This window comes from Variovorax sp. CCNWLW225 (assembly GCF_037204045.1).
Lineage (GTDB): Bacteria > Pseudomonadota > Gammaproteobacteria > Burkholderiales > Burkholderiaceae_C > Variovorax.
The window spans coordinates 88,841-102,028 of sequence record NZ_JBBCBV010000002.1; the positions used below are offsets into that span (position 1 = coordinate 88,841).

6 protein-coding genes and 1 pseudogene are annotated in these 13,188 nt (G+C 64.7%); 5 read left to right on the top strand and 2 right to left on the bottom strand.

The annotated features are described in order from the left end of the window. Positions 1-43 precede the first annotated feature (43 nt). Entirely contained in the window at positions 44-526 is a 483-nt protein-coding gene (locus V9L20_RS05110; RefSeq protein ID WP_337295759.1) for a YybH family protein, read from the top strand. Positions 527-599: 73 nt separating this feature from the next. Here V9L20_RS05110 and V9L20_RS05115 read toward each other — a convergent pair whose 3' ends face one another. Beyond that, entirely contained in the window at positions 600-1,595 is a 996-nt protein-coding gene (locus tag V9L20_RS05115; protein WP_337295760.1) for a Bug family tripartite tricarboxylate transporter substrate binding protein, read from the bottom strand. Between the two features lie 151 nt (positions 1,596-1,746). On the opposite strand from V9L20_RS05115, the gene V9L20_RS05120 reads away from it, so the two are divergent. Continuing rightward, entirely contained in the window at positions 1,747-7,263 is a 5,517-nt protein-coding gene (locus V9L20_RS05120; RefSeq protein WP_337295761.1) for a trifunctional serine/threonine-protein kinase/ATP-binding protein/sensor histidine kinase, read from the top strand. A 107-nt stretch (positions 7,264-7,370) separates the two neighbouring features. After that, positions 7,371-7,901 carry a RidA family protein gene (locus V9L20_RS05125; RefSeq protein ID WP_337295762.1) on the top strand — a complete coding sequence of 177 codons (531 nt, stop codon included), beginning with the start codon at positions 7,371-7,373 and terminating at the stop codon, positions 7,899-7,901. 26 nt (positions 7,902-7,927) lie between these two features. Here V9L20_RS05125 and V9L20_RS05130 read toward each other — a convergent pair whose 3' ends face one another. Beyond that, entirely contained in the window at positions 7,928-11,158 is a 3,231-nt protein-coding gene (locus tag V9L20_RS05130) for a sensor domain-containing protein (protein WP_337295763.1), read from the bottom strand. Positions 11,159-11,393: 235 nt separating this feature from the next. On the opposite strand from V9L20_RS05130, the gene V9L20_RS05135 reads away from it, so the two are divergent. Together V9L20_RS05135 and V9L20_RS27305 are read left to right on the top strand one after the other, a co-directional pair. Further along, positions 11,394-12,950, top strand: coding sequence for a methyl-accepting chemotaxis protein (locus tag V9L20_RS05135; protein ID WP_337295764.1), 1,557 nt, complete (start codon positions 11,394-11,396; stop codon positions 12,948-12,950). Between the two features lie 95 nt (positions 12,951-13,045). Next, positions 13,046-13,162, top strand: a pseudogene (locus V9L20_RS27305) (ESPR-type extended signal peptide-containing protein); the annotation flags it as partial. Positions 13,163-13,188 lie beyond the last annotated feature (26 nt).

Below are 13,188 nucleotides of genomic sequence, written 5' to 3' on the forward strand. Positions count from 1 at the left end.
ACTTTCATTTTTTAGCTCCTCAACAGACAGAAAGGTATTCCACATGCCAGCAGTTCCGCAGGAAATCACCGGAGGCGAAGTCCTCGCCAACGACCAGGGCGCACTCGACGCGCTGATCTCGTTCTACCGTGCGTTCAACGCCAAGGACCTCGATGCGCTCGCACGCAACTGGGCAAGCGGCGACAGCCCGAGCATGGACAACCCCATCGGCGGCATCCGGAGGGGCTGGAGCTCCATCGCGCAAGGGTATGAAAAGCTGTTCAACGGGCCGGCCACCGTGCGCGTCGCTTTCCACGACTTCACCAGCCAGGGCGGAGACGACTGGCACCTGTTCGTCGGGCGGGAAAAGGGCGTGTGCGAACTCGGCGTAAAGACCATCGAGCTGCGCATTCGCACCACACGTTGGTTCACGAAGCAGCAAGGGCAGTGGCGGCAGCTGCATCACCACGGCTCCATCGAGGAGCCGGGGATGCTGGCGACGTACCAGACAGCCATTTTTGGTGCGCCGCTCGCCCGGCCGGCGTAAGTCTGTGGCCCGCATGCGGGCCGCCTCCGTTTCAACCAGAAAGAGAGATCAGTCGACGCGCCGCGCGTCGCGATCAATCAAGACGGATGCCCGTCGCAACCACCACGCGGCGCCACGCAGCTATGTCCGCTTGCCAGAGCTTCCGAAAGGCCTGGCGATCCATGGGCCCAGGATCGTAGACGAGCGTGCCCAGCGTCTGTTTCACCGACAGGTCCTCCAATGCCGCCTGCAGCGCCGCCTCCAGGCGTGCCAGCTCTGCAACCGGCGTGCGGGCGGGTGCAAAGAGCCCGCACCAGCTTTCGGTGGTGAACGGCACCTGGGCTTCGCCAAACGTGGAAACCTGCGGCAGTTGGGCCAGGCGCGTGGTGCCGGTAACGATCAACGGCACGAGCTTGCCTTCGCGCACGCGGGCGATCGCGCCAGCCGTGTCGCTGATTGCGAGCGGGATTCGGCCGCCAAGCAGGTCTTGCATCATCGATACAGTGCCTTGGTAGGGCACGTGATTGAGGTCGATGCCGAACTGCATGCGGATGGCCTCGACGGCCAGGTGGCCGCCAGAGCCGACGCCCCACGAGCCATAGGCCAGCGGCGTTGGCGCGGCGCGTGCGGCGTCGATCAGCTCGTCCAGCGAGCGGGCCTGGAACGATGGGTGCGCCACGAGGACGAATCGCGCGGTACAGATGCGCCCGATGGCGGCGAAATCCTGCTCCGGCCGGTACGGCAATTGCGGGAACAGGCTGGCCGCAATGGCGTGGGTGGCGCTGGTGCCGAGCAGCAGCGTCCGGCCGTCTGGCCGTGCATTGGCCACCTGCACGGCGGCGAGCTTTCCGGTGGCGCCGGGAACATTGGCAACGACGACGTTCGCCTCCAGGTGCCGGCCCAGCGACTGCGCCAAGACTCTGCTGAGTGCGTCCAGCGGGCCGCCAGCAGAAGAGGGCACAACCAGTCGGATGGAGGGCGCCGGGTCCGCTGCCGCGGTTCGCTGAACAAGGAGGGCTGCCAAGGCGCCGCCCAGTACGGCACGTCTGGAGAAGCTGTGCTTCATGTTGTCTTCGTCGATCGGAGGCAAGGGCAGTATTTTCAGCGGCAAGAGCCGGATCCTGCAACGGTGACATCGTGCGGATTGCGGGTGTCGTTCGCGGGTAATAATTCGGCCCGCCCCAGACGACGCTGCCGAGGTTGCGAACCGGACGAGGCGCCCGGCCAACATCTTTCCGCGCATGCACCGGCTCTACTGGTTCGATACTGACGACGATGCTCGCCCCCCAGAGGAACTGTGGGAGGAGGGCGATCGCAGGTTCTTCAAGATACGGCGCAAAGGGCCGGACGGTGCCGACCGTGAGCGCATCGTGGTGTTTCTCGATCCGGACCGAACAACGCCGGGCAACATTCGCCGCCTGCTCCACGAGTTTTCGCTGAGAGAGTTTCTGGGCGGCGCGTGGGCGTTGCAACCGCTCGAGCTGGTGCAAGACCGCGAGCTGACCATGCTCGTGCTGGAGCACCACGACGGTCGGCCGCTCGATCGGCTCATGGGGCTACCCATGGAGACCGGACTGCTCCTGCGACTTGGTGTTGCGCTCTTGGCGGCGGTCAGGCAAATGCACGAGCGCGGCCTTGTGCACAAAGACCTCAAACCGGCCAATGCGCTGGTCACCCCTGAAGACGAAGTTCGGCTGACCGGCTTCGGCATTGCTTCGCTGTTGCCGCGCGAGCGCCAGGCACCGGACCCTCCAGAGGTCATTGCCGGCACGCTGCCCTACATGGCACCGGAACAGACCGGCCGGATGAACCGGTCGATCGACTCGCGCAGCGACCTTTATTCGCTTGGCATTGTTCTCTACCAGATGGCCACGGGCTCGCTGCCGTTCCAGGCCTCAGACCCGATGGAGTGGGTCCACTGCCATATCGCGCGCAGACCGGCGGCCCCGCGGGAGCGGTTCGGCGGTATTCCGGTGCCGGTCTCGGCCATCATCATGAAGCTGCTGGCCAAGACACCGGAGGAGCGCTACCAGACCGCGGCCGGTGCGGAGCACGATCTGCGCAGATGCCTGTCTGAATGGCAGGCCGGTGGCTCATGCGAGGCGTTTGCAATCGCAGAGCAGGATCACCCCGACCGGATGGTCATTCCCGAGAAGCTCTACGGACGAGCCCGGGAGGTCGAGGCCCTGCTTTCTTCTTTCGACGATGTAGCCGCTACCGGCGTCCCGGCGCTGGTGCTGGTGACCGGCGAGCCCGGAGCAGGCAAGTCGTCCGTGGTGAATGAACTGCGCAAGATGCTGGTGCTGCCGCGGGCGCTGTTCGCATCCGGCAAGTTCGACCAGTACAAGGCCGACATTCCCTATGCGAGCTTCTCGCTCGCGTTTCAAAGCCTTGTTCGGCCGCTTCTCGGCCAAACGGAAACCGAATTGGGCCGATGGCGCGAGGCGTTGTCCGAAGCGCTGAACCCGAACGCGGCGCTGCTGCTGGATCTGGTGCCTGAACTGAAGCTCATCCTTGGCGAGCAACCGCCCGTGATGGAGCTGCCGGCGCAGGATGCGCAGCGGCGTTTCCACCTTGTCGTGCGGCGCTTCATCGGCGTTTTTGCCCGGCCGGAGCATCCGCTGGCGCTGTTTCTCGACGACCTGCAATGGCTCGATGCGGCAACCCTCGATCTCCTGGTCGACCTGCTGACGGCGGGCGATGTGCGCCACTTGCTGTTGATAGGCGCCTACCGCGACGAAGAGGTGGGCGCGCATCCCCTGGCGGAAAGACTCGCCGCGCTCCGGCAGGGCGGCGCCGTTGTCCGTACCGTCACCTTGCCCCCGTTGTCCGAAGACGATCTGCTGCAGCTCGTCGCGGACGCGCTTCATGCGCCGCCCAATCATGTGAGGCCGCTCGCCGGCCTTGTGCAGCGCAAGACTGCGGGCAACCCCCTGTTTGCAGTGCAGTTCCTGAACTCGTTGGCAGAGGAGGGGCTGCTCGCGTTCCATCATGCGACGGCCCGGTGGGCCTGGGATGAAGAACGGACACTGGCCAAGGGCTTTGCCGACAACGTGGTGGACCTGATGGTGCGCAAGCTCGGCCGGTTGCCGGAAGCCACCCGGCAGGCACTGCAGCGGCTTGCCTGCCTTGGCCACGGCGGAGACGCCGCCACGCTCGGCGCCGTTTGCGGAAAGCCGATGGAGGAGGTGGAGGCGCAGCTCTGGGAGGCACTGCATCAGGAACTCATCCAGCGCACGGAAGGCGCCTACCGTTTTGCCCACGACCGGGTGCAGGAGGCTGCCTATTCCCTGATTCCGGAAGAGTCGCGCGCCCAGCTTCACCTGGACATCGGCCGCCGGCTTTTGGCGCACACACCCGCCGGGCAGCAGAAGGAGGCGGTCTTCGAACTTGTCAACCAACTCAATCGCGGGGCGCACCTGGTCACGGCGGCGCAAGAGCGGGAGCAACTGGCCGAACTCAACTTCATCGCAGGGAACCGTTCAAAGGCGTCGGTAGCCTATGCCTCCGCGCTCGACTACTTCAAGGCGGGCGCTGCGCTGTTGCCAGAAGACGGCCGGGAGCTGCGCCACGACCTTTCTTTCTCTCTTGCGCTTGCACAGGCCGAGTGCGAGTTTCTGACGGGCGACACGGCCGCGGCGGAGGCACGCTTGACGACGCTGTCTTCGCGCGCGGCAAATTCCATCGACAGGGCGACGGTCGCGTGCCTGAGCATCGACCTGTACACCACGCTCGATCGGAGCGACCGCGCGGTCGAGGTTTGCCTTGCCTATCTGCGCCACCTGGGCATCGATTGGCCTGCGCACCCGCCAGAAGAGGTTGTGCGCCGGGAATACGAGCGGATGTGGTTGCTGATCGGCAAGCGCGAGATCGAGGAGCTCATCGATTTGCCCTTGATGAGCGACCCACGATCCATCGCGACGCTGGACGTGCTGACCAAGGCACAGGTGCCGGCATCGTTCACGGATGCGAACCTGTTCTCGCTGCTGCTCTGGAAGATCGTCAACCTGAGCCTTGAACACGGCAACACCGATGCATCGTGCCAGGCCTATGGGCATATCGGGAGGATTGTTGGCCCGCGTTTCGGCGACTACGGGGCCGGGGTCCGGTTTGCCCAGCTTGGCTACGACCTGGTCGAGCGGCGCGGCCTGAAAAGATTCCAGGCCCGAACGTACCTGGGCTACGCGGTATCGAGCGTTTCGTGGACGCACTTTCGCGTGGCGCGCGACCTGATGCGCCGCGCGTTGGACGTTGCAAACAGTACCGGCGACGTCACCTACGCGGCCTTTTCGCGCCATCATCTTGTTGCAAACCTGCTTGCGGCCGGTGATCCACTTTTCGACGTGCAATGCGAAGCCGAGCGAGCCATGGAGTTTGCGCGGAAAGCCCGCTTCGGCCTTGAAAGCGACGTTGTCGCGGGGCAGCTTGCGCTTGTTCGCACGCTGCGCGGCTCAACGCCCACATTCGGCTGTTTCGACGACGCGAACTTCAATGAAACCGAGTTCGAGCGTCGCATATCGAGCGATCCGCGCCTGGTATTCGCCGCATGCTGGTACTGGATACGCAAGCTCCAGGCGCGCTTTTTTGCTGGCGACTATGCGGCGGCTCTTGCTGCGTCGTCGAATGCACAGCGGTTGCTATGGACACCGCCATCTTTCTTCAGAACCGCGGAGGCGCACTTCTATGGCGTGCTGAGCCGGGCGGCTTGCTGCGATGCCGGGTCTGCGGCTCGACACCAGGAGCATCTGGAGGCGCTGCTCGCTCACCACAAAGAACTCCTGGAATGGGCCAAGAACTGCCCCGAAAACTTCGAGAACCGGGCCGCTCTTCTGGGCGCCGAGATCGCGCGCATCGAGGGCCGGGAGCTCGACGCGGAGCGTCTGTATGAAGCGGCAATCGATTCGGCACGCGAGAACGGCTTTGTTCATAACCAGGCACTCGCGGCGGAGTTGGCCGCGCGCTTCTACGCGGCACGCGGCTTCGACACGATCGCGCGGGCCTATCTGCGTGACGCACGGCACAGCTACCTGAAGTGGGGTGCCACCGGAAAGGTCCGCCAGCTCGATGAGCGGTACCCATATTTGCGGGACGAAGACCGCGCCGCCCCTTCGGCAATGGTGCAGACGTCGCTCGACCATCTCGACCTGGCTACCGTGCTCAAGGTTTCGCGGGCGGTGTCGGCGGAGATCGACCTGGAGAAGCTGATAGCGACTGTTATGCGCCTGGCCCTGGAGCATGCGGGCGCGCAGCGGGGGCTGCTGATGCTCCCGCACGGCGACGGCTACCGGATAGAGGCTGAAGCGAAGGTCGAAACGGAGGGCGTCACGGTCGATCTTCAGCATGCGGATATCAGTGCCGAGCACTTGCCGGCGTCGGTATTCCATTTTGTTCTTCGCGCGAGGGAAGGCGTTCTTCTGCAGGATGCCTCGGGGCAGGGGCCGTTTTCGGACGACGACTACATTCGCCGGAACCACGCCCGTTCGGTGCTTTGCCTGCCGTTGCTCAAGCAAACGCGGCTTGTAGGCGTGATCTACGTCGAGAACAACCTGACCCCGGGCGTCTTCGCACCGGCCCGGCTGGCGCTGCTCGAGCTGCTCGCCTCGGAGGCGGCCATCTCACTGGAGAACGCACGCCTTTACCGCGACGTTCAGGAACGCGAGGGGCGGGTGCGCAGGCTGTTCGACTCGAACATCATCGGCATCTTCACCTGGAGCCTCGATGGGCGGATTCTGGACGGCAATCGGGCCTTCGGAGAAATCGTCGGCTACAGCGACGACGAGCTGAGCTCGGGGCAAATGCGCTGGAAGGACCTGATGCCGGCCTGGTGGGACGAGGGCGACGACCAGATCATGAGGACGCTCCAGGCGACCAGCGTGGTGCCGCCGTTCGAGGGTGAATACTTCCGCAAAGACGGCAGCATCGTTCCCGTGCTGATCGGTATTGCGCTCTTCGACGGAAAGCCGGCGGAAGGCGTTGCATTTGTTCTTGACCTGACAGACCGCAAGAAGGCCGAGCAGGCCGCGCTCGACAGCGAGCGGCGGTACCACGACGTGGAGCTCAAGTTGCTGGACGCGAACCGGGTCGCGAGCATTGCGCAGCTGTCCGCCTCCATCGCGCACGAGATCAACCAGCCGCTCTCGGGCATCATCACCAACGCGGGCACCGGCCTTCGGATGCTGGACGCCGACCCTCCCAACATCGACGGCGCGCGCGAGACCGCCAAGCGCACCATTCGCGACGGCAACCGGGCGGCGGATGTGATCGCGCGATTGCGTGCTCTTTTCAGCAAGGGCGACCTGGCGCTGGAGCCGATGGATCTGAACGAGGCAACGCGCGAAGTCGTGGGAATGATGTCGAGCGACCTCGAGCGAAGCGAAGTGGTCCTTCAACTCGACCTTGACGAGAACTTGCCGTCCATCGCGGGGGCCCGCATTCAGCTTCAGCAGGTCATCCTTAATTTGATTCGCAACGCCTCGGAGGCAATGGCCGATGTGCACGACCGCCCGCGGCATCTGTCGATCAGTACCGCGCTGGAGCCGGGTGATCGCGTGCGCGTGAGCGTCAAGGACGCTGGCGTGGGCCTTGACAGCCAGAGCCTGCACAAGATCTTCGACGCTTTCTATTCGACCAAGAGTGCGGGAATGGGTATCGGCCTGTCGGTCAGCCGTTCGATCATCGAGCGGCACAACGGACGCCTGTGGGCGGAGCCGAACGATCCGCATGGCACGACTTTCCAGTTCTCGGTTCCTCTCGGCTGAGCGCGCGCCGATGCGAAGGTATCGCCGATACCTTGGTTCAATGGCTCAGCTGCGTTGCTTCTGGTGTGATGGCTCCTGTTTTGCAATCTTGAGCAGGGGTCTGTGCGATGAACACCACGTCGAAAGAGCGCGCGCAAGGCCCGGGCACGGGCGCCGAGCAGCGGCTGAAGGATCTCGGCATCCGCCTGCCGGAGCCGCCCGAGCCGTTCGGCATCTATGCGATGAGTGTGCAGTCAGGTTCGCAGCTTTTCCTGACGGGGATGCTGCCCACGCGCGGCCATACCCCCCAGTCTGTCGGGCGCCTGGGCGCGGAATTGGATGCGGACGCCGCGCGGGAAAGCGCACGCGTCGCCGTCCTCAACGCGCTTGCGCTCGTGCGAAAGCAGTTGGGTTCGCTCGACCGCGTCGTGCGCATCGTGCGGCTCGGCGTGTTCGTCGCAACGGTGGGGGATGTTCGCGAGCATCCGAAGGTGGCCGACGGGGCTTCGGTGCTGCTGCAAGACGTGTTCGGCAAGGCGAGCAACCCGTCCCGGGTGGTCGTGGGAGTCGCAAGCCTGCCCCTCGGTGTGCCCGTTGAACTGGATCTGATCTTCGAGGTCACGAACAGCGGAGGGCCAGACGGGCCAACCGAGGGCTGACTTCGGCCGTCCACTGCCGCTCTCGGCTAACTCTTGCGTGAGGCAATGACACCGTGTACCTGCGAGGCCGGAACCGGCCGAGCGAACAGATACCCCTGCGCCTCGTCGAAACCTTCTTGCCGGATGATCTGCAGCTGCGCCTCGGTTTCGACACCCTCCACAGTTGTGGCGATGCCAAGGCTCGTGCCGATGCCGGCCACAGCCCGGATGATTGCGAGCGACTTCCTGTCGGGCAGGTCGGCGATGAAGCTGCGGTCCACCTTGATCTTGTCGAAGGGAAAGCTGCGCAGATAGCCCAGCGATGAGTACCCGGTCCCGAAATCGTCCATCGCGATCTTCACGCCCAGTTGCCGGATCTGCTGCAGGGTGCGCAGGTTTTGGTCGTCGCTGCCGAGCAGCACCGACTCGGTGATCTCGAGCTGCAGGCGCGAAGGGGAGAGCGCCGACGCATCGAGCGCGTTCCTGATCACCTCGACCAGGTTGCCGGCGCCGAACTGGACCGGCGAGAGGTTCACCGCCACACCGATGCCATCGGGCCAGGTGGCGGCCTCGCGGCAGGCCTCGCCAAGAACCCATTCGCCAAGTTCGACGATCAGCCCAGTCTCCTCCGCAATCGGAATGAAGTCGGCCGGCGAGATCATTCCCCGGTCGGGGTGGCGCCAACGCACCAGCGCTTCGAAGCTGGTGCAGCGGTTGGAGACAAGGCTCACGAGCGCCTGGAAGTGGACCTCGAACTCCCCGTGGGCGAGCGCCTCGCGCATCGAGAGCTTCAAGGCCTGGCGCGTCTGCAGGTGGACGTCCATGCTCCTGGCGTACCTCTGGAGGCTTCTACCGCCGGCGGCCTTCGCGCGGTGGAGTGCCACGGCGGAGGCACGCTTGATCTCGTCGACGGTACTGCCGTCTTCGGGCGCCACGGCGATGCCGACGCTGGCCCCAATGCTCACCTTGTTTCCCTCCAGGTCGAAGGGCCCGAGCAGGATGCCCATGAGGCGGCGTGCGATCTCGATCGCCGCGTCGGAATGCGGCAGCCCGAAGCAGCCGATCACAAACTCGTCCGCGCCGAGTCGCGCAAGCGTGTGCTGCTCATCACCGGCGAGGCCGAGACGCAGGCGTTGCGCGACCTTCTGCAACAGGACGTCGCCCGCGGGATGGCCGTAAGCATCGTTCACGGACTTGAAACCGTCGAGGTCCAGTGTCAGCACGGCCGCCAAGGTCCCGGTGCCGGCCGCATCGTTCAAGTGCCGCTCCAGCGTCTCGCGGAATGCCAAACGGTTGGGGAGGCCGGTAAGAACGTCGTGGCGGGCCATGTGGGAGACCTGGCTCTGGGCCTGGACGCGCTCCTGCTCGGCCTTGCGGCGTGCGGTGGTGTCGCGGAAGAAGATCGACAGGCCCTCCTCGGTGGGCGAGGCATGGACCTCGAGCCACACCTGCGTCGCCGGTACGAATTCCTCGAACGACACGGCCTTGTTGCCCGCGGTCGCCTGCCGGAAGTAGTCGCCGAAGAGGCTTTCCACCTCGGCGGGGAAGAGGTCCCACAGCCTTGTGTTCATGGCCTCTTCGCCGAGCTGCAGGAACCGGCGGGCGTTCTCGTTCATGTACGTGATGCGCCATGCATCGTCGACAACCAGCACGCAGTCCATCGTGTTCTCGAGAACGGCGGAGAGCCGCGTCGCCGCACGTTCGGCCTGCTGCTGCGCTACGACGGCATCGTTGCGCGCCGCCTTGGCCTCGGTGATGTCGCGCCAGATGCTCACCATCCGGATCGGCACGCCCGATGCGTCCAGCACGGGTGCACCGATGACGTCGAGCCATCGGTGCACGCCCTGTGCGTCGATGGCGTCCACCTCCAGCCTGGACGTGCCTCCGGCGCGCACCACGTCGAACATGGCGCTGAGTTTGCGAAGCCGGCCTTCGGGAAAGATAGTCTCGAGCGCCTCGCGGTTTGCGAGTTCGGATACATCGAGCCCGATCATCCACCGCGCCGCCTTGTTCATCAAAAGCGTATTGCCCTGCAGGTCGAGCATGCTGATGCAATCGGGGCTGCTGTCGAAGATGCTCCGAATGGAGGCTTCGCTCTCGCGCAGTGCGGACTCGGCCAGGCGTCGCTCGGTGACGTCGAGTATCGAGCCGGCATAGCCGAGAAGCCCGCCGTCAGGCGCGAGCCGGGGCGCGCCTGTGTCGATGACCCAGGCCCAGCTGCCGTCGGCCCGGCGCAGCCTGTACTCGAGCTGGACCGGAACCCTCTGCGCGGTTTTCGTCTTGAACAACTCCAGCACCGAGGCGCGGTCTTCGGGATGGATGGCGCGGCTCCAGCCCGAGCCCAGCGACTCGGTTTCGGTCTGGCCCGTTACCTCGAGCCATAGCCGGCTGTGGTAGGTCGCGTCGCCCTTCTGGTCTGTGAGCCACATCATCACGGGCACGCTGTCGGCGATGAGACGGAAGAGCGACTCGCTCTCGCGTAGCGCTTCGATCGCGATTCGATGCTGATGAACGTCCTCGAGCAGCCCGTACCAGCGCACGATGGCATGGTTCTCGTCGCGACGGGGGGCGGCACGGGCCCTGAACCATCGGTACCTTCCGTCTGCAGCGCTCAGCACCCTGTATTCGGCATCGAAGGGAACGCCTCGGGCCACCGAGTCGATCCATTGCGTTCTGACGCGTTCGAGGTCGTCGGCGTGCAAGGCGCATTCCCAGCCCGAGCCCAGCGTCTTCTCGACCGAATTGCCGGTGAGCGTCGGCCAGCCCGGTCCAACCTCGGTGATTGCGCCGGTCGCATCGGCGGTCCAGGTGATCTGCGGGTGCAGTTCGACGAACGAGCGGTAGTGTGCTTCGCTGGCCCGCAGCACCCGCTCGGCCGTGCGCAGTTCGGTCACGTCGGAGATCACGACCACGAGCAGCTTGCCGCCGGAATCCGCGAGATCGACCGCTTGCTTGAGCGTGACCAGGGTTCTGGTCGATCCGTCCTCCGTGGTGATTTCTTCTTCGAAACTGCGGCTTTCTCCGCTCGCGAGAATCTGGAGATCGACCGCCCTGATTCGATCGGCCTCCACGCGCGGAAGGAAATCCCGGTCCGTCTTTCCGCGTGCGCGATCGAGCGACACGTTGAGCAGCTCGCAGGCCCGCCGATTGAGATGCACAAACCGCGAGGCCTCGTCCTTGACGATGACCGCTTGCCCGACCGCATCGAGGATCGCGGCCACCGGAACCCACGGATCCGGCAGATCGCCAGGCTGCTGTACTGCACGGGGCTGACCCATGTCGATGTCTCCTGTCTGGATGCTCACAGGCTTGCCATCGTAGCCCGTAGCGCGCGTCAGCCAATGGTGCGAACTGAACGAGCGTTCGACCTACATCTCACCGCGGGCCTTCAACTTTCGGCTTAGTTGCCGATAACCAGATGTGGCCGGCCCTGGGACCCCAGCGCCCGGAGTCCCACTCCCGACCGGACAGGCCCTCATTTGCGAAAGAAAGAGTTCCATGCACTTGCGAGATATGAAAATCGGCGTCCGCCTCAGCGGAGGCTTTGCCGCCATCTTGTTGCTGATGATGCTGGTTTCCGGCGTTGCCCTGATCCGGCTGAATGCCGTGGCTCATTCGGCCCGCGTGATGGTCGACGAAGCGCTGGTCAAGGAGCGCGTTGCAAACCGGTGGGCCAACCTGCTCGGCCCGAGCATCGTTCACTCCTTCGGCATGGCCAAGGCCACCGACAGCGCGAATGAAGCCTATTTCAAGAAGAACCTGACCGAGGGGGTGGCGTCGATCAACCCGGTCCAGGAGGAGATGGGCAAGCTGCTTGTCACGCCGGAAGAGAAGAAGTCGTTCGACGAGGTGGTCGAGGCGCGCAAGAAGGTGTTGGCCCACCTGGCGACGATCAACAAGCTCAAGGCAGCCGGCGACAGCGAAGCGGCCGGCAAGCTGGCCGACTCCGAATACCAGGCGGCGCTTCAGGTCTATGGCAAGGCCGTGCAGCAAATCGCAGAAAACCAGCGCGTGCAGATCGACGCGAAAGCCCGCGAAATCCAGCAGATTCATCGCAGCAGCCGCTGGGTCGTGATCTGCCTGTCCGCCGTTGCACTGCTGGCGGGTGCCTTGTGCGCGTGGCGGCTCACCGTGGGAATTGTGCGCCCGATGCGCGATGCGCTCGGACTGGCAGAGCGGGTGGCGGCAGGTGACCTGACGACCCGGATCGTCTCCAGCACACGCGACGAGGTCGGCCAGTTGCTGGCGGCACTCAAGTCGATGAACGACAACCTTTCGAAGGTGGTCGGCGAAGTGCGCCAAGGCACCGACACGATTGCCACCGCGTCGGGCCAGATCGCGTCCGGCAACCAGGACTTGTCGTCGCGCACCGAGCAGCAGGCAAGTTCACTCCAGCAAACCGCCGCCTCCATGGAAGAGTTGACCTCTACCGTCAAGCAGAACGCGGACAACGCCCGCCAGGCCAACCAGCTCGCGGCCTCGGCGTCTGAAGTGGCGGTGCGCGGCGGCAGCGTCGTGAACGAGGTGGTCGACACGATGGGATCGATCAACTCATCCTCGCGCAAGATCGTGGACATCATCGCGGTGATCGATGGCATCGCGTTCCAGACCAACATCCTGGCGCTGAACGCCGCAGTGGAGGCGGCACGCGCCGGCGAGCAGGGCAGGGGCTTCGCGGTGGTGGCGGCAGAGGTGCGCAACCTGGCGCAGCGCTCGGCCGCGGCGGCCAAGGAAGTCAAGGGCTTGATCGACGACTCCGTCGGCAAGGTCGAGGCCGGCAGCCAGAAGGTGGCTGAAGCGGGCCAGACGATGGATGAAATCGTCGCGAGCGTGCGCCGGGTGACCGACATCATGGGCGAGATCGCCGCCGCCAGCCAGGAGCAGACGACCGGCATCGAGCAGATCAACCAGGCCATCACACAGATGGACCAGGTCACCCAGCAGAACGCCGCGCTGGTGGAAGAAGCCGCGGCCGCAGCCGCCTCGCTGCAGGACCAGGCGGGCAACCTGTCTCAGTTGGTGGGTGTCTTCAGGTTGGACGAGGGGCGGCGAGAACTGGCGCCCGCCTGAGCCCCAGTTCTTTACAAACAACAATAACTGTATCTATTAACAGAAAGTGTTGCTTCTTGTATCCTTCGCGGCGATTTTGACTAGTGATAGCCGCAATGAACAGTTCTTTTCTCAGCCGCTGGAATGAAGCGCTGCAGGCATGGGTCGCCGTGCCTGAAATTTCCCGTGTCCATGGCAAGGCGAGAAGCGTGGCGCCGGGCCAACCCCTTGCCGCTGCTTCAGCCCCGGCACGCCGACG